We start from the raw sequence: 19,512 nt of genomic DNA on the forward strand, positions 1-19,512 counted from the left end.
GGTATGAGTAAATTTGATAAATCAGCTCTGGGGTGGCTACCTGACTATCCCGATTTCAGGGATTACACTCAGGAGCAGAAAGAGATCAGCAAGGTGCTGGCGCCCACCGGCGTACTGAAGGCCAGGGTGAAGCAGCCCACCGCGGTCGATCTAAGGCCGTGGTGCTCATCCATTGAGGATCAGGGATCCCTCGGGTCATGCACGGCCCATGCGGGTGTAGGGATTGTAGAATATTACGAGCGGCGCGCTCTTGGAAGGCATATCGATGCCTCCCGGTTATTTCTTTACAAGGTCACCCGCAATTTCCTCCACTGGACCGGGGATACCGGGGCGTTTTTGCGGAGCACTATGGGCGCCTTGGTCCTTTTTGGCGTACCGCCTGAAGAGTACTGGCCTTACGCCCTTGCCGATTTTGACAAAGAGCCGCCGGCCTTCTGTTATGCCTTTGCCCAAAACTATCAGACCATCCAGTACTACCGCCATGATCCACCCGGGACCCCGGGAGATGTCCTGCTTGATCGAATAAAAACTTACCTGGCCGTAGGTCATCCCTCTATGTTCGGGTTCACAGTCTATAGCTCCATCGATCAGGCGGACAAAACAGGTAAAATCCCTTTTCCCTGCCGGGGAGAAAGGATAGAAGGCGGCCACGCTATTGTAGGCGTTGGTTACGATGATAAGGTGAAGATTAAAAATACGGGTAAATGCGGGGTCGAGACTACCGGCGCCCTTCTCATTCGGAACTCGTGGGGCACAGGCTGGGGAGATGGAGGCTATGGCTGGCTGCCGTATGAATACGTACTTAGAGGACTGGCCGAGGACTTTTGGTCTATTCTTAAGAAGGAATGGGTGGATACCGGAGAATTCAAGGCCTGAGAGTAATGTCAAAAGTCTTATAAAAAAGAAACCACAGAGCGCACCGAGAAGAGACGGTTCCAACCGTTTGAACGGTTTAAGCTGCTTGAACTGTTATTAGTGGGGCAATTCCTCAGACGTTTTTGGGCAAAATACGAGAAAATTAGGAGATCACAGAGGGGAGAAGCCAAAAGCTGTTATAACTTGTTGATATTTTTATTTTCTCTGTGTCCTCTGTGGTTAATCTTTTGACAATACAGCCTGAGAATTGTGGAGATATAAAATGGATCTGGAAGAACTGGGGCGACTGCTCCTGCGCTATGCTGACTTGTGCCTTAGGGCTGGACGTACGGAAGACGCCAGAATCATGGCCAATACCGCCGTTGAAGTGCTGAAGAATACCGGATCTGGACAAGGGATTACAGCCGCATACAGATTTCTCCATCTGGCCGATGAGATTGAGAAAAAGGAAAAGGGTAAGACCGGCCGGGCTGATAGTTCAGAGCCATCCCCGGCAACGCCAAGGCTACAAGAACCGGAGTATGATTTACTCGCTGCTGTTGATCATATTGCTCTGGCTGGAGCCTTTCTGGAGCTCTACGAATACTTCAAATCAGGCCCAAGTGATTTGGAGTATTCGCCGGACACACTTATGTCCAGGGCTGAAGAGCACCTTAAGGCAACAGATAAGGCTGGCGCTAATCATGAAGATATACTTTCCTGTAAAGCTGAGCTATGGCGTTTAAAGGGTAACCTCCGGGAGGCCAAAAGGCATTGGCTGGAGATTATAAGAAGATTTAAAGATGAAGCTCAGGCAGCCCTACTTACTCCTGCCCCGCTTTCTGATAGAGACCGGGACAGCCTCAGGTTATTTTGCGTTGCGGCCCTCAGCCTCGGGCAGTCATGTTTTTCTTTTGAGACCGGAGAAATATTGGATGACGTGCTGTTTGCGGATAGAGGCTACCTCGCCGCCGCCGCTGTCGCTCTGAGACTAGCCGAAAAATATCCGGAGATAGTACCGGATACTCGAAGCCGTGTAATTCTACATGGAATAATGGGGAGGCTATTTGCCTTTCAAAGCAAGTGGCCGGAGGCCTTTTTTGCCTTTCTGAAAATAACCGGTAATATTCCTGTCCCGGGGACGTCATGTATTATTTTGTCTGAATAATGGGTTAAGAGGACCGCTATTCTTGTCCTTGGCCGGGACGCTTACTGTCATAGCAAAGGAGAATCCGGTACAGAGAGAGGCGTTATGGTGCAAGTGGATTTGCCGGGGGCATTTGCAGCGGGCCAGATTTTCGCCTTTTTGAGCAGGGGATATCTCAAAAGGGAGAAACGCCTTTTCATGCACAGGCTGATGGGGCCTATGGCCGCATATTTCGCCCTCCTGTTTGCTCCCGCGGGAATTTTTCTCCTCATCTGCTGGCCGGCCTGGGAATGTATGTACCGGTGGGAATGGATGGAAAAACCTGCCGGAAATCCCTCTGTTTCGCTCTTTTATGTAGGCTTTTACATGGCCATGGTAGTGATAGGGTGCGCCAGTTATATGCTTGCCCACCGGCTTTACAGGCAGGGTAAAGACCGGACGGTAAAAAGACTGTGTGTCGCCGGCGTGATTGCAACTCTGCTGCCCTTTTTTCTGTGGCCGTTTACCTGGTATTACATAGGCACTTACGCCCAGTACCACGCCTTCCCAAGGCAGTCTGCAACGTTCGGCACGCCTTCTTTCTTCTTTTCATGGCTTGGCGCCATGGGCTACTTCATTACAGCCTCGGTCTTTTTCGGTCTGTGGTTAAAAAGGAAGTCAAAGATTATGGAGGGGTAGCGTGAGGAAGCATGGATGTGTTGTTTAGCCCCGGCAGGATAGGATCGCTTGAATTAAAAAACAGAATGATACGTTCTGCCTCTCATGAGGGACTTGCGGACAGAAGAGGCGCCCCGACAGAGAGACAATTTCAATTTTATAAGCGGTTTATAGAAGGCGGCATCGGGCTAATTATTACCGGTTATGCAGGTATAATGCAGAATGGCAAGAGCGCCCTCTACCACATGACAATGATCGACTCAGACGAGCTGATACCTGCGCACAGGACTATGGTCAACAATATACACGACATCGAAGGGAAGATAGTGCTTCAGATCGCCCATTGCGGAAGGCAGACACTATCCTCGGAAACAGGCGAAGCCGCACTGGTGTCGCCTTCGTCTGTCCCGAGCCGTTTTTATAAAGAGGTGCCCCGGGAACTGTCTGAACCTGAAATCGCCGAGATCATCGAAAATTTCGCCGCGGCGGCCCGAAGGGCGAAGACTGCCGGATATGACGGCGTTCAGATACACGCCGCGCACGGCTATCTCCTGTCCACCTTCCTGTCAAGGCATTCCAATAAAAGGACCGACCGCTGGGGAGGACACCTGGAGAACAGGTTTAGAATAGTGGGCGAGACCCTTCGGGCCGTGCGGGATGCCGTGGGCCGGGACTACCCGGTCTTTATTAAACTGAACTCATTCGAAAAAGCCCGGGACGGGATAAGACCCGATGAATGTGTTCGTTTTTCAAGAATGGTGGAAGACACGGGTTGTTGCGACGCCATCGAGCTCAGCGCCGGAAGCAACGAGGAGAGTTTCTACATGGCACGGGGTCAATTTCCTACCGAAGGCATCCTCAAGTATTTGAGACCGTACTGCAAGATGGGCAGGGTGGTCAAATCCCTCATAAGACACGTGGTCTCCCCGGTGCTTTCCAGAATCCAGCCGCCCTTCAGGGAAGGCTATAACCTGGAGACTGCGGCCAGGGTAAAGAAGGCGGTCTCATTACCTGTTATTACGGTAGGGGGCATGAGATCAAAGGCCTTTATGGAGGCGGCTATCAGGGAGGGCAAGACAGATTTCGTCTCTATGGCGAGGCCGCTTCTGCTTGAGCCGGATCTGGCAAATAAGTTCAAGACGGGCGAGAGCTCGGTTGCCAGATGCGACAACTGCAATATCTGTTTCGTCGCCACGGACACCGTGCCCATCCGTTGCCATAAGGACGAATTCGAGGGGCGGTGAGAAGATGAAAAAACTAGCGGAGTTTCTCAACTCACCTTTCGGGCTTCTTATCGCAGGGGCCATAATCAGCGGGCTTCTCGTCCAGTATATAGCCTCTAAGTGGCAGCAGAAGAACTGGCTCTTCCAACAGCGGTTCACGGCAGAGAGCGCCAAATTTGATAAGGAGCTGGAACAGAAATACAAAATCCTGGAGGAGATTAATGGGTCTGTTGCAGAGATTCTGACACACTCTCAAGACGTGGTGGTTGGTCACCTAAAACAAGTGCCAACACGGCAACGAGACGAGGAGATTCGCAGTTACAACGAGGCGGTGATGAAATGGGAGACGAATTTCCGGATTTATGCGATTCGCCTCAAGACTTTCTTTGCAGATAAAGAACTCCCAGTGATGTGGGATGCTATAAAGAAAGAACGGGACAGCCTAGATGTTGCGCTCTACCTGCTGACGGCACAACGTCAGGGAACACCAGATGAATGTCTGGGGATGATCAATAAGATTTCTGATATGACAGTTAACTTATCGCAGCGTATGCTGGCAGAGATTAATCAGATGAAACAACGTGGTTTCATGTCGTAAGACGCACTTCCGGATGACGCAGGATCTAATCTTTCCCGTAACCGGGAAACAACAGGCCTACGGCCTGCCGTAGGCAGGAGGAGAGGAGATGATCGGTATCAAGGGGCTCGCTGATTTTCAGGATCGTTTTTTCAACATCGTCAAGGAAAAAAGTACGGAGCTGATAAAAGGAAATTTGGACGAGGAATTGGGGTCGGGTAAAGATTTTCCCGTATCAATCAGAGCCGACTTCTGCCTGCTTATAAACGAAATAAACGCCTTGAAGGGGGCGGGGAGCCTTCTCGCCGGCGTTACCAAGGAGTTACAAAATGATTTTAAGGAGCTTATCAACAGTACAAGTTTCGATGGCTTTGTTGACAACTTCAGGGAGCTGGTCACGGTTGACCAGTTGAAAAAAGCACCCGACGTCTTGCGTGGTATCATCCACATGGAAATAGGTCTGGTTTTATCGTTTGTCACCGTCCTGAAGAACTTCGAAGGGCTTCAGATGGAAGATTATGCAGAGAGCCTTAATCAGTATTTCTTTGCGCAGGACGGATACAAAACCGTATCCGGGGATCTGATTATGCGGCCTCAGTTCCCTAAGGTCCGCAATTTGGAGGACGCAAGGGGAATCGGTGACCAGATCAATGCCGAACGTTATATCCGGGATATAACCAGGATCGTCGTAGAAACTACCGGCGACGCACTGTATGATCTCAGGCCCCGCTACGCCAGGCTTGTTCAGCAGTATCAGTCGGATTCCATGAAGAAGCTCATAGGCTGGTTTGATTCATTTGGAGACCTGGCGGAGGCCTCGTTGCTCCCGGCCGTTGAAGGTATAATCAACGGGGCCTTTAACCTCAACTTAAATCCCCTGGTAGCCGCAGCCATAGGGACGTTTTGCTCGGTTACCGCACGAAAGGCCACGGAGCATTCGTATCTTGCTCTTTTGAGGATAATGCCGTAGGATTTGAAATTTCAAATTTGAAATTTGAGATCAGGACAAAAGAAGGAAGCAGCCATGTTAGCGAAACCCTTTGCAGAAACCCCCGCGGCTTGCCGCGGGGTGCCATATTTTATTTATTGACACACAGTCTTGAGTCTGGTAAACGTAACCTAATATGAAAATTTATGACGGCATAATTTTACGCTGGTGGTGGAGTGGGTTGATATAGGGTGAGGTGTACCCACTTCCCGGTTATTAACATACGTGCCGTTCAATAAACCGTGGGTCATCTCAAAATGACCTGCGGTTTTTTATTTTATAAGTTTTCAGCAGTCAGCGATCGGCCAGGAGAGGCTCATAGCTGAAGGCTGAAAGCTGATAGCTAAGAAATGTATTCACCAACCTTCGAACAATTTAAGCAACTCGCTCAGCAAGGGAATCTCATCCCGGTCTATCGGGACATCCTTGCGGATATGGAGACCCCTCTTTCCATTTACCGTAAGCTGGAAGAGGGAAAATATTCCTTTCTCCTGGAGAGCATGGAGGGCGGGGAAAAATGGGGGCGGTATAGCTTTATTGGCCTAAACCCCTCGGTCATAGTCCGGGCCAGGGGCGACAGATTGGAACGACTCGACGCCGCCGGTGAGGTCCATGCTGAAACCGGGAACCCCATCCTGTTCCTGCGAAAGGTCTTGTCGGCTTACAAGCCCGTGATATTTGACGGGCTGCCCCGTTTTTTTGGCGGTGCCGTGGGTTACCTAGGTTATGACACCGTGCGTTTTGTAGAGGCCATCCCGGAGACAAATCCGGATGTACTCGGTTTCTACGATATGGTCTTTGTAATCTGTGACCAGATCCTCATCTACGACACCTTCAACCAGTCTCTTAGGGTCATAACGAATGTGCACATCAAGGAAGGCGATGATCTGCAATCGCTTTATGATCAGGCCATAGCCGGAATAGACGGCATTGTTGACAGACTGCGCAGGGCACCGGTTTCGCAGCCGGAGGATATTCCTCAGGATGATCTTCCGGTATCGGCCAACATGCCGCCTGAGGACTTTAAGCGTATGGTCGGAAAGGCCAAGGAGTATATCCGGGCGGGAGACATCATTCAGGTGGTGTTGGCCCAGCGCTTTCAGACGACGTGGCAAGGAGATCCCTTTTCGGTTTATCGGGCGTTGCGTAAGATAAATCCCTCGCCGTACCTCTTTTACCTCCGTTTTGATGACGAATATCTGATCGGTTCTTCACCGGAGGTCCTGGTACGGCTGGAGAACCGGAAAATAGAAGTCCGGCCCATTGCCGGGACGCGGCCCCGCGGGACAAACGAGGAGGAAGATCGCAGGCTGGAACAAGAACTCCTGAACGATCCCAAGGAACGGGCCGAGCATATAATGCTGGTTGACCTGGGGCGAAATGATGTGGGCCGGGTAGCCGGATACGGCAGCGTAGAAGTAAACGAACTGATGGCTATTGAACGGTATTCACACGTCATGCATATAGTTTCCAATGTGCGCGGCCTGTTAAAAGAAGGCAAGGATGCCTTTGACGTTTTCTCCGCTACGTTTCCGGCCGGCACGGTAAGCGGCGCCCCAAAGGTGCGGGCCATGGAGATCATTGAAGAACTGGAGCCTGACCGCCGCGGGCCGTACGCCGGTGCGGTTGGTTATTTCAGCTTTTCCGGCAACATGGACCTGTGTATCGCCATCCGCACGCTGCTCATTAAAAATGGACGGATAAGTGTCCAGGCCGGGGCGGGGATCGTAGCTGATTCCGATCCGGATAAGGAATATCAGGAGACGGTAAACAAGGCGCGCGGTATGCTGAGGGCTATCGAATGGGCAAAAAAGGGATTGGAATAGGCGATGATATTCGTCCTCGATAATTACGATTCCTTTACTTATAATCTCGTCCAGGCCTTTGGCGAGATGGGCGAAGACCTGACCGTGGAACGCAATGATAAGATCAGCCTCGAGGGGATTGAAGGACTTTCTCCCTCACACCTGGTCATCTCTCCCGGGCCGTGTTCCCCGGAAGAGGCGGGCATTTCCGTGGCGGCTATCAGGCATTTTGCCGGCCGGCTGCCCATACTCGGGGTCTGCCTGGGGCATCAGTCCATAGGCGCGGCCTTTGGCGGCCGCATAGAGCGCGCCGAAAGGCTAATGCATGGCAAGACCTCCCTGATTTATCACGATGGTAAAACGATTTTTGAGGGGCTGCCGCTGCCCTTTGAGGCCACCCGCTATCACTCGCTTATTGTAGAGAAAGAGTCCCTGCCCGATTGTCTGGAGATAACCGCCTGGACCGAAGAGGGAGAAATCATGGGTCTTCGGCACAAAGAGCTTATCATAGAGGGGGTACAATTCCACCCCGAATCAATCCTGACCAGAGAGGGACCGAGGCTCCTGAAGAATTTTACAAGACTGTCCGGGGGGAGGAGATGACTGTGATCAAGGAAGCGCTGGCCCGGGTAGTTAATCGTCAGGACTTAAGCGAAGAGGAAATGACGGCGGTTATGGAAGAGATTATGAGCGGTAGTTGTACACCGGCCCAGATAGGCGCCTTTATCACGGCGCTCCGCATGAAGGGTGAATCCGTGGCGGAGATAACCGGAGCAGCCCGCGTAATGCGGGAAAAAGCCACTCAGATTAAGGTTGAGGCAGAGATAGTGGTGGATATCGTCGGCACCGGCGGTGACGCCTCTAATACCTTCAATGTTTCTACAACCGCTGCCTTTGTAATAGCTGCATCGGGAGTGAAAGTGGCGAAACATGGAAATCGCGCGGTCTCATCCCGTTGTGGCAGTGCCGATGTCCTGGAGGCACTCGGGGCCAACTTAGACCTTTCACCTTCACTCGTGGCCGCCTGCATAGGTAAGATTGGTTTTGGCTTTCTTTTCGCTCCCAAATTACACCTAGCCATGAAACACGCCATCGTTCCCCGAAGGGAGATAGGACTGCGTACCATATTCAACATTCTCGGGCCTCTGACCAATCCGGCCGGGGCCAATGTTCAGGTCCTCGGGGTCTATGATGGCAGTCTGGCGAATACCTTGGCCTCGGTGCTGAAAAATCTGGGGTGCAAGGCGGCTATGGTGGTCTTTGGTGAAGGCGGGTATGACGAGCTGAGTATAGTTGGGCCTACCCGGGTAAGCGAACTCAAAGGAGGCGCTGTCCGCGATTACGTCGTGCAGCCGGATGATTTTGGCCTCAAAAGGGCTGCTCCGGCGGAGATTATTGGTGGCGATGCGGCAAAAAACGCACAGATTGTGCGTTCCATTTTTGCCGGTGAAAAAGGGGCCTGCCGGGATATGGTGGTTCTTAATGCGGCTGCCGCCTTGGCTATCAGCGGCAAGGCGAGAGACATGTCCGAAGGCGTAAGAGTGGCCGAGGAACTCATAGATAGCGGTGCAGCAGGCAAAAAGCTTGAGGAATACATCACGTTTTCCCGGAAAGCGGCATGAGATGGGAGATAGAAAAGCTCATGGCTGATAGCTGAAAGCTGACCGCTCAAAGTCGCAGGGCTCCAGGCTGATAGCTGACCGCTGAAAGCTGAAGGCTTGATTACTATGATTTTAGATAAAATCGTTGGACATAAGAGGCTTGAGGTGGCCCGGCGCAAGGAGGAAGAACCCATTCCTGTCTTGATGCAGGAAATCGGTCGTGTGGCAGCGCCGCGTTCATTGAGCAGCGCCCTTACTACGGGCGGCGGAATAAATATTATTGCCGAGATAAAACGGGTGTCACCTTCTGCCGGCATGATAGCCGGAAATATAGACCCGTCGTCTGTCGCTACGGAATATGAAATGGGCGGAGCAGCGGCCATTTCGGTATTGACGGACAGGGAATTTTTTGCCGGTGACATCGCCTTCCTGTCCCAGGTCAGGCGGACGGTCTCGCTTCCCGTGCTTCGTAAGGATTTTCTCATAGACCCCTACCAGGTCTATGAGGCCAGGGCCTACGGGGCGGATGCCGTCCTGCTTATCGCCGTCATCCTGGGAGACAGGGATCTGAAGGCGCTTCTTGATTTGACGCATAGGCTGGGGATGGAGGCCCTGGTTGAGGTGCATGATGAGCGTGAACTCCATCGGGTGCTGGAGACCGGAGCCCGCGTGATCGGGATCAATAACCGGAATCTCAAAAACTTTACGGTATCGCTGGAAGCCACCTTTAACCTTTGCCGCAAGATACCGGCGGGGAAGATAATAGTCAGTGAGAGCGGGATCAAAACCCGTTCCGACATTGTCCGGCTGGAAGAGGCCGGAATACAGGCGGTCTTGATCGGCGAGACCTTGATGCGTGCCCCGGACAGGGCAAAAACGATTATGGAGCTGTTAGGAAAAAGTGATCAGGATAAAGGTGTGTGGTATCACTAATATTGAGGATGCGTTGGCGGCCCAGGCCCTTGGGGCAGACGCCATAGGGCTGGTATTTGCCAAAAGTCCCCGCCGGGTGGAGAAAGAACGGGCCCGGAAGATCATTCATGCCCTGCCTCCCTTTGTGCATTTGGTCGGGGTTTTTGTGGATGAAGAAAAGGGCGTGGTAGAGGAGATAGCTGATTTTTGCCGGTTGACGGTCTTGCAGTTCCATGGGGCAGAATCTCCTGAGTATTGTGCAGGATTTGCCCGTCCTGTAATTAAGGCATTTCGCATAAGTCAGAGAGAAGATATCGAACGTATGGAACCGTACCGGGGCAAGGTAAGCGCTTTTCTTTTAGACACTTATCACCCCGTGCTTGCCGGCGGTACCGGGCAGGCCTTTGATTGGACTATGGCTAAAGAGGCCGGAAAGATCGGGCCGGTTATCCTGGCCGGCGGCCTTAACCCGGATAATGTCGAGGCCGCCATCCGGGCTGTCAGACCCTATGCGGTTGATGTGAGCAGCGGCGTGGAGATGTCGCCGGGCAAGAAGGATCATGATAAGATACGGCTGTTTATAGAACGGGCGCAGGCTGCATAGAAATGTCAAAGTTCAAAGGTCAAGGTCCAAATGAAATTCAAATATCAAAATTCAGATGAAGTCCAACTGACTGAATGTCGGGAGGTCCGCCGCAGGAGGGCCAATTTTTCAGTGTTTGGATTTTGTCATTGATTTGAACTTGGGATTTCGACATTTGGAATTTAGGTTTTGGGCTTTGGCATCTGTCATTTTTCTGAATTCTGTCTTCTGTATTCTTTTTAAAGGAGGTAAGCATAATGCTTCCAGACAAAAGAGGGCATTTTGGCATGTTTGGGGGACGTTTTGTCCCGGAAACATTGATGCCGGCCCTTATGGAACTCGAAAAAAAATATCACTACTACCGGAAAGACAGGTCCTTTAAGGAAGAGCTCCGCTTCTACCTTACGGAATACACGGGCAGGCCAACCCCGCTTTACTTCTGCAAGCGTCTTACGGAGAAACTAAAAAGGGCCAGGGTCTATTTAAAGCGGGAAGACTTGACCCACACCGGGGCACACAAGATAAATAATACCCTGGGCCAGGTCTTGCTGGCCAGGAAAATGGGCAAAAAGCGGGTTATTGCCGAGACCGGAGCCGGACAGCACGGCGTGGCCACGGCCACCGCTGCGGCCCTTTTGGGCCTGGAGTGCGATGTCTATATGGGCGCGGTGGACATCAAGAGACAGGCCATGAATGTCTTTCGTATGCAGCTCCTCGGGGCCAAGGTCATACCTGTGGAACAGGGCAGCAAGACACTGAAGGACGCTATTAACGAGGCTATCCGGGACTGGGTAACCAACGTGCAAAATACCCATTATGTGATCGGCTCGGTGGTGGGGCCGCATCCTTATCCCATGATAGTCCGTGACTTCCAATCGGTAATCGGTCAGGAGACGCGGCGGCAAATCCTAAAAAAAGAGGGACGCCTTCCCGATGTTATTATAGCCTGCGTGGGCGGCGGGAGTAATGCTATGGGCATCTTTTATCCCTTCCGAAGTGACCCGGTCCGCTTGATCGGCGTAGAGGCAGGTGGAGAGGGCATCTCCTCCGGCCTCCATTCGGCTACCCTTGGCGCCGGGGGCATCGGCGTTCTGCATGGGGCCATGAGCTACCTGCTTCAGACCGCGGATGGCCAGATCGGAGATACCCATTCCATAGCGGCCGGCTTGGACTATCCAGGCGTGGGGCCGGAACACGCCTATTATCGCCATAGCAAGCGGACGGAATACGTCTCGGTAACGGATGCTGAGGCATTGGAAGGCTTTAAGCTCCTCTCCGAGACCGAGGGGATTATCCCTGCCCTGGAGAGCGCACATGCCATTGCCTATGCCGCCAGGATAGTGCCCCGGTTATCGCGTAAGGATATAGTAGTCATCAACCTCTCCGGCCGGGGAGATAAAGATGTAGAGACCGTAGCCGGTCTTTTAGCAGGAGGTGTTGCATGAGTCGCATTGCAGAGGTTTTTGCCGGCAGGAAAAAAACAAAAAAAGCCGCTCTTATCCCGTTCCTTACGGCCGGTGATCCATCTCTGGCCCATACCGCAGAACTGGTGTTGGAGATGGAACGGCAGGGGGCGGATCTAATTGAATTGGGTGTGCCTTTTTCCGATCCCTTAGCCGATGGGCCGACCATCCAGGCCGCCAGCCAGCGTGCCTTGACCCAGGGTGTACGCTTGGAGGACGTCATCGGCCTGGTTCGGAATCTTCGCAGCAAGACCCGGATCCCGCTCGTCCTGATGACTTATTACAATCCGGTCTTGCAGTATGGGTTGAAACGCACGGCCCGGAAAGCAGCTCAAGCCGGCGTGGATGGCTTTATCATCCCTGATCTTCCTCCCGAAGAAGCAGAAGAGTGGAAAAAAGAGGCAGACAAAGCCGGTCTGGACACCATTTTTCTCCTGGCTCCGACCAGTGACCTCGACCGGATTAAGAAGGTTACCCGCTTGAGCAGCGGTTTTATCTACTATGTCTCGGTTACCGGCATAACCGGCGTCAGGAAAGATCTGCCGGGCGATCTTCTGGCTAAATTAAAATTGGTCAAGAAACACGCTACCGTTCCTGTGTCTGTGGGATTTGGCATCTCCACACCGGAACAGGTGGCCATGCTGGCCCCGCATGCGGACGGCATCATCGTGGGCAGCGCCATTGTAAATCTTATAGCCAGACATGCTGAAGATCCGCAATTGGTGCCCATCGTGGGCCGATTTGTGGCCCATCTCAAGACCGGGATATAATAACCGGGCCAGACTCACCGCAAAGACGCAAAGTATTATTTATCGTAGGAGCAGCATCTTGCTGCGACCGGCGGCCTGCTGCGATCAAATCGGATCTTTCTTCATGCCTCTCCGTCTCTGTCGCACCTGGAAGGTGCTCCTACGGGTCGCGGTCCGCTTCACCGCAAGGCGCAACAATACATACAAAGAAAAAGCATTTTTTATTTTTAAAAACCTGTTTTTCTTTGCGTTCTTTGCGCCTTTGCGGTGAGTATAATTATATTTGTCCTCTAAGTTTGGTCCAGGCTATCCCTAAATATTCGTAAACAGCCGTTTCCGACTTACGGAGGTTATCCGTATGGGGAAAGAACGAACCAGGGCTTAACGCCTGGTTACTCTTGACCCGATGTCTGGTAGGGGCAGGAATCGGATTCATCCCTAGCTTTTTGAACAGGGCCATGGCCCGCGGCATGTGGGAGGCTGAGGTCACTAGAACAAAGGGGGCGCTGCCGACTATAGACTTCATGATGCAGGCCTCATCGTGCGTATCTTTGGGCCTGCTTTCGACAATTATATCGTTCCTATCAACACCAAGTTCCCTGGCAATACCGGCCATAACCTCGGCATTAGGAACCGGGTCAAACACCCTTCCGCCGGACAAAACAAGCTTACTGCCCGGTTGCTTCCGGTAAATTCGAATTCCCTCTGCCAGACGAACCAGGGAAGAATCATCTATCTGACTGGTCATAGGAAGTTTTGGGTCCGAGGTATGCCCTCCGCCCAGGACGACAACAAACCTTACCGGATATTTAGGCCCATCCGCCGCACCTTCAGTAACATAAGTCTTGTATTTGTTTTCGAGGGGATGCAGTAGCCGGTCAGATATAAATCCATAGCTTAAAAGCGTCAGGGTAATTAAGCCGATAGATATAAGTGTCTTGCCCAGCCTTTGTCTTCGCGTGAAGTACAGCAGGAATAATCCTGTAAGGGAAATTTCAAGGCACAAGGGTAGCGGGAGCAAAAGTTGAGAGATTATTTTTTTTAGCAGAAACATAAGCATATCCCTTTGATGGTAATCGCATTGTCAAAAGATTAACCACAGAGCACACAGAGAAAATAAGAATATCAATAAATTAAGTTCAGCTTTATGCACTTGTGGTTATTTTTCACCTGAAAATACCTTTTACTGTCATTCCGTGCTTGACACGGAATCCAGTCTTTTAGTTTCTGGATTCTTGGCTGACCTCGTACTTGATACGCGCCTGGGGTCGGGTGGGTTTGCAGCGTCGGCATAGGGAAAGGTGTTATTAGCAGTTTAACAAATGGTGGTGGCCACGTAACTTCAAAACAGTATGGCGGCCTACTGTAAAATTCCAACCTGCGGTGGGCACGCCTCATCGTGCTCCCTCTCTCTAATCGCACATTTTCTTTCAAAGCCGGCGTATAGAGATTTCAGGCGGGCTCTCTGCCGCTCCACGGCCGGTGGGATGGATGCCAGGTTTTCTCCCGGATATGGCTGCCTTCGCCCAATATCAAGGCAAAAATCCATACTTTTTTCGAGATTGTCCTTGAATTCCTCCAGGTTTTTGATTTCTTTGGGCGTGTGTTGACTGCGAGCCACCTGTTTTTCGAAGTAATCCACATACAGCACGATTTCGTTGGCGAACATATGCGGCCGCTGGGATGAAACCAGGGACGAGCCCCGTCCGTAGATGTGATCCACCATCTCTTGCAAGGTGTAAATCCTGTTGAACCAGGCGAGGTTGGGGCCGGGGCATATACACTGGGGCGCATCTTTGACCTCGGCGATTCCCAGGGTGATGAGTGCCCCATTTCCCAGATGATCGCAGATACAGGCCTTTTCCATAATCTCCGCACGCAACCTTTCTTTTTCAGTTTCTGGAAGCCCCATCTGGTTTATCTCTTTCAGCTTATTTTTCTGGAATTGTCTGGAGGCAAGACATATAGGTATTTTAGTAAATTCGGTGTTGGATACCAGGAAGCCTTTGGCGCAGGAAGAGCCCGGCCTGCCCTCTGCCGCCATCTTGCGCAGCCACTGTTCTGACCCGGTGTTGCGGACATTGTTGAAGGGGATTCCGAGAGGCGAGGCGCCGCTAATGTAGAGGTCATCTTCTCCGGCCTGCCTTAATAACTCACGGGTAGGGGCATCCACGCAGGTGGCTTCGGGGACCAGGAGAAATGGGGTGCCCCATCCGGTCAGGTCCATACCGAAGTCTTCCCTCAAGCGACGCACCTCTCCGTGGTTGCCGATGCCACCCTGAACGGTGATAAGGGGGCTGGTTTCCAGGCCCGGTTCCGGATAGGTCCAGCCCATATCCCGGTAGTGCCTGAGTATCAGCGGTTTAAATTCTGAGGCCAGTTGCCCGCGTTTTTCCTTGAATTCCCGGAGAATGCCGGGGAGTAAAATTCCGTTGGTGGGGAAGACATGCCCTCCGCAATTAAGTCCTGATTCAATGCGGAATTCATGCACCTCCAATCCCTTTTTCGCCAGGAACTTCCCTTGGATGAGTGCGGAGCGGAAGTCGCTTACCTTGAGGATTATCTTCTTTTTGACCTCACCCCGTTCATCCCGGTAAAAATCCCGGAACCGGGTCATGTAGGTATAAAGGCTCTGGTTAATTCCGGCGGAAAATACGATGCCGGACTCGAGGCTGCTATCGGCATAGCCCTTAAGGGCTGTCTTGGCGTCGCTGAATTCATCATCGCGGGGGTGGCCGTTTCTGTCAAAGGTGTTGTCCAGCTTGACCATAATATTGACGTCAATAGAGCCGGCGCGCATTCTACGGGTCAGATCCCCTTCCAGCGCATTTCGTTCCGGCCCGGCGTGCATATCTAACAGCCTGCTGTAATCCTTTTTCAGGGGGCTTTCATCCGGTAACAGGTCAAAATACTTCCTCTTGTCGTTGTCTTCGAAGAAGGGTTGTTGCCGGATGTCCTCCATTCTAAGCTGAACGATTTCCCTGACGACTTCGAGGTAAGCAGTGATCCTTTTTGCCCTGCCATTCTCTTCGTGCCTTGGGATTCCGACGTATGGTAAATTGTATTTTTCGCTGTAGTATCTGCGGATTTGTTCGAGCAAAATGTCATCTACCAGTGAAATAACGGAAGAGATACCCAGCGGACCCACACGGATGGGCGTGTCAACAGAGTGCCCGGTACCCATGACCGGGATGTGAAAGGTGTGGTAATAGTCTATCATGTACGCCCCTTTTTGTTCGGTCAAACCGATACAATGCCTTCGAAAAGGCGCAATACGCAATATGTTACAGCGACCTACGGTAAGATTCCATAAATCTGTTAAAAAGTCAATGAAGTTCAGGAAGATGTCCCGGGCAGGCCTGTGGTAATGTAACCGTTCACCGTTGTTCGTTCACCGTTCACCGAAAAAGGCGTTTTCGTGCTTTTCACGGACAACGGTGGCCGAATAACGGAAAATACCTTCACCGTTTACCATGCGGAGTTTTTCACGTTTTTTGATGGGCGATGGTTGCGGAAAATACGATTACCATTGACTGTTCACCGAAAAAAGCTTTTCAGGTTCTTACGGACAACGGTGAACGGATACGTGGTAATTTATCTTCTTACCAGGCTGATTATAAAGGTGAGTAAAAAGCAGAGCGATGCCGTGAGGATGATCGATGCGCCGGTGGCCATATCGGTGTAGAAGGAGATTACCAGCCCGGCGATACCGGATACCCAGGCAAAAACCAGAGAATACCAGAACATCTGGCGGACGTTCCGGCTGACATTCCGGGCGCTGGCCGGGGGGACAATAAGGAGCGCGGTGATAAGCAGCATGCCGATAGTTCTTATACCCACGGTTACCACTACGGCCAGGATTATGGCAAAAATGTAGTTATAGATCTTGACCGGGATGTCTTGTGAGCGCGCCAATGGTTCGTTGATCCCGGTGAGTAGGAGGCGGTTATAGCTAAGGGCTATGAAGATAAGAACGACTGCGAACAGGGCGAAGGTGATGGCTATCTCCACTTCTGCTATGGTGAGGACGTCACCGAAGAGGAAAGGGGAAAGAGTCTGGGAGAGACCTTTGCGAGTGCTGATTATGGCGATACCCAGGGCGATGGTGGCGGCAAAAAAGACGCCGATTATGGTGTCCATAGGGAGATCGGACCGGGTTTTAAACTTGGCGATGCCCAGGGCTACCAGGACCCCGAATACGACCATGGTCAGGAGCGGATTTATGTTTAAAAGCAGGCCGAGGGCGATACCGGCAAAGGCCGAATGAGAGATGGCATCACTGAAAAAGGCCATACGGTAATTTACCACCTGTATGCCGACGATGGCGCAGAGCGGGGTTATGAGCATGATTTCCAGAAAGGCCCTTTTCATAAAGAGAGAAGCGGCCCAGGCGAAGGGGAGAGCGGTGTCCAGAAGGCTGTAGATTGTGGCGAAGAAAGATTCCATAGTCATAGGTTACTTATGGTGCAAGGGATGGATACAGGTCGCAGATGCGCCGGGGCGTGTATCCTGGCCGTGCCGGTACAGGCCGGCGTGGGGGCCATAGACGGCCATGATATTTTCCGGTGTCAAAACTTCCGGCGCTCCCCCCTGGCACTGGACGGTCCGGTTAAGACAGATGACGTGTTCGGCATGGCCGGTTACTACGGAGAGATCATGCGAGACAATCACCATGGTTAAACGGCCTTCCCTCTGCACCCGGGTCATAAATTCACAGAACAGGACTTCTCCTGAGACATCGACCCCCGCGGCCGGTTCGTCCAGAAGCAGGATTTCCGGATCCCGCGAGATAGCCATGGCCAGCATAACCCGCTGCAGTTCTCCGCCGGATAGCCGTCCGATCTGACGCTCGCGCAAGTGTTCCACACCGATCTCCCGGAGGGCTTCCAGGGCCTTGTCTCTTTTTGCTTGTTGGTAGCCCAGCCAGAGGGGGCGGCGCTGGGAAGAAAGGGTGAGAAAATCGAGGACGGTGAGCGGCAACCCGCGATCAAAATCCAGGCGCTGCGGGACGTAACCGATGCGGGGTCTGGTTGTTTCCTGCCGGCCGTCCCGGAGAAAGAATATCTCCCCTTCATGCGGGATGACACCGAGGACGGCCAGTATCAGAGTAGTCTTCCCGGCGCCGTTGGGGCCGATCAGGGCCGTAATTTTGCCCTTAGGGATGCCGGCGCTGACATTCTTCAGAAGAGACACACGATTTACAGTTACGCTTACATTTACAAGTTCGATAGCTGTGTTGGCCATCAGTTAATTCTCCTGCCAGGGCTTTTTGTATGATAGCAAGGTTTGCGTGCATGACCTTTTCATAGTAGTCAAGCCCGATAGTTCCTTGAGCAGTGGTTACCGGGTCTAAGACGTAAAATGGGACCCCGGTTTCACGGCTCAAGACCTGGGCCAGGCGGGGCGGATACTGGGGTTCGGCAAAAATGGCGGCAACCTTCTCTTTTTGTATGGTCTGGATTAATTTGTTCAATTTCCCGGCAGATGGCGGTTGGCCGGGATCTTCTTCGATATAAGCGACTACCGTAAGGCCAAGGTCGCGAGCCAGGTAATCAAAAACGTTATGGAAGGCAACCACCGTTCGTTTCTTGAGGTTACCGGCGGTGTCTTTGACCCCGGAGATGAGTTTTTCCAGCCGTGCCGTAAAATTTGCGGCGTTTTTGCGGTAGAGTACAGAATGTTTCGGGTCTATGGCGGAAAGAGCCTCAGCAATATTTCTAACTTGAACCGCGGCCAGAGCCGGGCTGGTCCATACGTGGGCATTGATCCGGCCGGGATGATGTTCATGGCCATGGTGACTGTGGCCTTCTTTCGCTTCCAGAGGTGTAATCCCTCTTGAAGCATCTATGATTTTAATATCAGGGTTTGCTGCTTGAACAGGGCGGCCGGCAAATTCTTCTATACCGAGACCGTTTATGACCAGAACGGAGGAGGCAGCGATCTTCTTCAAGTCGCCTGGTGTCAAGGTATAGTCATGCGGACAACCCGTGCCCGGAGGGAGCATGAGTTCGACAGATACTCCCGGAATTCCCTGGACTACATTATTTGTAAAGATATAGATGGGCAGAAAAGATGCGAGGATACGGAGGTCATTTTTCCCTTGCGATGAGGCGGCATGGGCCGGCATCGGACATACACACAGGACTAACGAAATAATGAAGCAAACAGCGAGCGAAATTAGTTTACGCATAAAATTACTCCCCAGCACTTTAGTGGTCAGTAGTCCGTCAAATTCTTAAATCTGGAACTCAGGAACTCATAAAAATACTGTTCTGTTCCTGTTTTCTTGATTTCCAGATTCATCTATATAAATAGTTACATCCATATGTAACCGGCAACTGACAGCGGGCTTAGATCCCCTGACAATTCGGACAAATGCCGAAGCATTCCAGATAGTGGTCTTCCAGAGTAAACCCTGATTCTTTTTGAATGGCATTAGCCATATCCTGCACCACACAATGGCGCACTTTTTCTATCCGGCCGCAGACCTGGCACATGATATGGTGCACATGCCGGCCGGGTAATATAGCTTCGTAGCGTTTGAAAGCCTCTCTTAAATCGATCTCCCTCACCAGGCCAACGTCCTTCAGGGCGCGCAGGTTGCGATAGACAGTAGCCAGATCGACCTTATGGTCTGTAAGTCGCCGGTGTATCTCCTTCGGGCTTAAGGGCTTTTCGCTTTGGGTCAGTATGCGCCATATCTCAGCGCGTGCCCGGGTGAGAGATTTTTTGTGTCTGCGCAGATGGTTTACTATGTCCATAAATAATACAATAACAAAAATGCAAACCATTTGCAAGTTTTGTTACGACACAACAAGGAGCCGCATATTAAATATCAGGTGAATAGAGTCGATAAGACAAAAAACGACCCTGGCTTCCTGGTGGGGGAACGCCTGCTTTTTGTTCCAAAAACTCTCAAGGTATTGGTACAAGCTAATTTGCGGGCGATAAA

General features: G+C 51.8%; 19 protein-coding genes. 13 read left to right on the forward strand and 6 right to left on the reverse strand.

Annotated features, from left to right (window positions below; all coding sequences use genetic code 11):
• Positions 1–3 precede the first annotated feature (3 nt).
• The 13 genes from RDU59_11280 to trpA all read left to right on the forward strand — a co-directional run bounded on the left by RDU59_11280 (position 4) and on the right by trpA (position 12,581).
• Positions 4–876, forward strand: coding sequence for a C1 family peptidase (locus RDU59_11280; GenBank protein ID MDQ7839057.1), 873 nt, complete (start codon positions 4–6; stop codon positions 874–876).
• Between the two features lie 262 nt (positions 877–1,138).
• On the forward strand, positions 1,139–2,023 hold the full coding sequence (locus tag RDU59_11285) for a hypothetical protein (protein MDQ7839058.1): 885 nt from the start codon (positions 1,139–1,141) through the stop codon (positions 2,021–2,023).
• An 84-nt stretch (positions 2,024–2,107) separates the two neighbouring features.
• Complete coding sequence (locus tag RDU59_11290) at positions 2,108–2,680, forward strand: hypothetical protein (GenBank protein MDQ7839059.1); 573 nt, start codon at positions 2,108–2,110, stop codon at positions 2,678–2,680.
• 11 nt (positions 2,681–2,691) lie between these two features.
• A complete protein-coding gene (locus RDU59_11295) occupies positions 2,692–3,903 on the forward strand; it encodes an NADH:flavin oxidoreductase (protein ID MDQ7839060.1) in 1,212 nt (403 codons plus the stop codon).
• Positions 3,904–3,907: 4 nt separating this feature from the next.
• Complete coding sequence (locus RDU59_11300; GenBank protein ID MDQ7839061.1) at positions 3,908–4,480, forward strand: hypothetical protein; 573 nt, start codon at positions 3,908–3,910, stop codon at positions 4,478–4,480.
• Between the two features lie 88 nt (positions 4,481–4,568).
• Positions 4,569–5,429 carry a hypothetical protein gene (locus RDU59_11305; GenBank protein MDQ7839062.1) on the forward strand — a complete coding sequence of 287 codons (861 nt, stop codon included), beginning with the start codon at positions 4,569–4,571 and terminating at the stop codon, positions 5,427–5,429.
• Between the two features lie 368 nt (positions 5,430–5,797).
• Positions 5,798–7,273 (forward strand): anthranilate synthase component I, encoded by a 1,476-nt coding sequence (gene trpE, locus RDU59_11310; GenBank protein ID MDQ7839063.1) that lies wholly within the window; start codon positions 5,798–5,800, stop codon positions 7,271–7,273.
• Between the two features lie 3 nt (positions 7,274–7,276).
• The gene (locus tag RDU59_11315) at positions 7,277–7,855 is read left to right on the forward strand and encodes an aminodeoxychorismate/anthranilate synthase component II (GenBank protein MDQ7839064.1); all 579 of its coding nucleotides are present in this window, start codon (positions 7,277–7,279) and stop codon (positions 7,853–7,855) included.
• A gap of 2 nt (positions 7,856–7,857) precedes the next feature.
• On the forward strand, positions 7,858–8,874 hold the full coding sequence (trpD, locus tag RDU59_11320; protein MDQ7839065.1) for an anthranilate phosphoribosyltransferase: 1,017 nt from the start codon (positions 7,858–7,860) through the stop codon (positions 8,872–8,874).
• A gap of 105 nt (positions 8,875–8,979) precedes the next feature.
• A complete protein-coding gene (trpC, locus tag RDU59_11325) occupies positions 8,980–9,786 on the forward strand; it encodes an indole-3-glycerol phosphate synthase TrpC (protein MDQ7839066.1) in 807 nt (268 codons plus the stop codon).
• Positions 9,755–10,369, forward strand: coding sequence for a phosphoribosylanthranilate isomerase (locus RDU59_11330; protein ID MDQ7839067.1), 615 nt, complete (start codon positions 9,755–9,757; stop codon positions 10,367–10,369). Before trpC ends, RDU59_11330 begins: the two co-directional genes overlap by 32 nt.
• Positions 10,370–10,605: 236 nt before the next feature.
• Complete coding sequence (gene trpB, locus RDU59_11335; protein ID MDQ7839068.1) at positions 10,606–11,793, forward strand: tryptophan synthase subunit beta; 1,188 nt, start codon at positions 10,606–10,608, stop codon at positions 11,791–11,793.
• The gene (gene trpA / locus RDU59_11340; protein MDQ7839069.1) at positions 11,790–12,581 is read left to right on the forward strand and encodes a tryptophan synthase subunit alpha; all 792 of its coding nucleotides are present in this window, start codon (positions 11,790–11,792) and stop codon (positions 12,579–12,581) included. The genes trpB and trpA overlap by 4 nt, the downstream gene beginning before the upstream one ends.
• 256 nt (positions 12,582–12,837) lie before the next feature.
• Here the strand turns inward: trpA and elyC are convergent, their stop codons facing one another.
• The 6 genes from elyC to RDU59_11370 form a co-directional block, all read right to left on the reverse strand.
• Positions 12,838–13,614, reverse strand: a complete 777-nt coding sequence (gene elyC, locus RDU59_11345) for an envelope biogenesis factor ElyC (protein MDQ7839070.1) — start codon at positions 13,612–13,614, stop codon at positions 12,838–12,840.
• Between the two features lie 306 nt (positions 13,615–13,920).
• Positions 13,921–15,780 carry a hypothetical protein gene (locus RDU59_11350; protein ID MDQ7839071.1) on the reverse strand — a complete coding sequence of 620 codons (1,860 nt, stop codon included), beginning with the start codon at positions 15,778–15,780 and terminating at the stop codon, positions 13,921–13,923.
• 374 nt (positions 15,781–16,154) lie between these two features.
• Positions 16,155–17,012, reverse strand: coding sequence for a metal ABC transporter permease (locus RDU59_11355; GenBank protein MDQ7839072.1), 858 nt, complete (start codon positions 17,010–17,012; stop codon positions 16,155–16,157).
• 3 nt (positions 17,013–17,015) lie between these two features.
• Positions 17,016–17,804 (reverse strand): metal ABC transporter ATP-binding protein, encoded by a 789-nt coding sequence (locus RDU59_11360; protein ID MDQ7839073.1) that lies wholly within the window; start codon positions 17,802–17,804, stop codon positions 17,016–17,018.
• Complete coding sequence (locus RDU59_11365; GenBank protein MDQ7839074.1) at positions 17,716–18,750, reverse strand: metal ABC transporter substrate-binding protein; 1,035 nt, start codon at positions 18,748–18,750, stop codon at positions 17,716–17,718. Before RDU59_11365 ends, RDU59_11360 begins: the two co-directional genes overlap by 89 nt.
• Positions 18,751–18,910: 160 nt before the next feature.
• Positions 18,911–19,351 (reverse strand): Fur family transcriptional regulator, encoded by a 441-nt coding sequence (locus RDU59_11370; GenBank protein MDQ7839075.1) that lies wholly within the window; start codon positions 19,349–19,351, stop codon positions 18,911–18,913.
• Between the last annotated feature and the right edge of the window lie 161 nt (positions 19,352–19,512).

The organism is Thermodesulfobacteriota bacterium, assembly GCA_031082315.1.
Lineage (GTDB): Bacteria > Desulfobacterota > QYQD01 > QYQD01 > QYQD01 > QYQD01.

Bases quoted from the DNA above. Each gene is read 5' to 3' on its own strand.
- RDU59_11280 (MDQ7839057.1), top strand. From the start codon at position 4: ATGAGTAAATTTGATAAATCAGCTCTGGGGTGGCTACCTGACTATCCC.
- RDU59_11285 (MDQ7839058.1), top strand. From the start codon at position 1,139: ATGGATCTGGAAGAACTGGGGCGACTGCTCCTGCGCTATGCTGACTTG.
- RDU59_11290 (MDQ7839059.1), top strand. From the start codon at position 2,108: ATGGTGCAAGTGGATTTGCCGGGGGCATTTGCAGCGGGCCAGATTTTC.
- RDU59_11295 (MDQ7839060.1), top strand. From the start codon at position 2,692: ATGGATGTGTTGTTTAGCCCCGGCAGGATAGGATCGCTTGAATTAAAA.
- RDU59_11300 (MDQ7839061.1), top strand. From the start codon at position 3,908: ATGAAAAAACTAGCGGAGTTTCTCAACTCACCTTTCGGGCTTCTTATC.
- RDU59_11305 (MDQ7839062.1), top strand. From the start codon at position 4,569: ATGATCGGTATCAAGGGGCTCGCTGATTTTCAGGATCGTTTTTTCAAC.
- trpE (MDQ7839063.1), top strand. From the start codon at position 5,798: ATGTATTCACCAACCTTCGAACAATTTAAGCAACTCGCTCAGCAAGGG.
- RDU59_11315 (MDQ7839064.1), top strand. From the start codon at position 7,277: ATGATATTCGTCCTCGATAATTACGATTCCTTTACTTATAATCTCGTC.
- trpC (MDQ7839066.1), top strand. From the start codon at position 8,980: ATGATTTTAGATAAAATCGTTGGACATAAGAGGCTTGAGGTGGCCCGG.
- trpB (MDQ7839068.1), top strand. From the start codon at position 10,606: ATGCTTCCAGACAAAAGAGGGCATTTTGGCATGTTTGGGGGACGTTTT.
- trpA (MDQ7839069.1), top strand. From the start codon at position 11,790: ATGAGTCGCATTGCAGAGGTTTTTGCCGGCAGGAAAAAAACAAAAAAA.
- elyC (MDQ7839070.1), bottom strand. From the start codon at position 13,614: ATGTTTCTGCTAAAAAAAATAATCTCTCAACTTTTGCTCCCGCTACCC.
- RDU59_11350 (MDQ7839071.1), bottom strand. From the start codon at position 15,780: ATGATAGACTATTACCACACCTTTCACATCCCGGTCATGGGTACCGGG.
- RDU59_11355 (MDQ7839072.1), bottom strand. From the start codon at position 17,012: ATGACTATGGAATCTTTCTTCGCCACAATCTACAGCCTTCTGGACACC.
- RDU59_11360 (MDQ7839073.1), bottom strand. From the start codon at position 17,804: ATGGCCAACACAGCTATCGAACTTGTAAATGTAAGCGTAACTGTAAAT.
- RDU59_11365 (MDQ7839074.1), bottom strand. From the start codon at position 18,750: ATGCGTAAACTAATTTCGCTCGCTGTTTGCTTCATTATTTCGTTAGTC.
- RDU59_11370 (MDQ7839075.1), bottom strand. From the start codon at position 19,351: ATGGTTTGCATTTTTGTTATTGTATTATTTATGGACATAGTAAACCAT.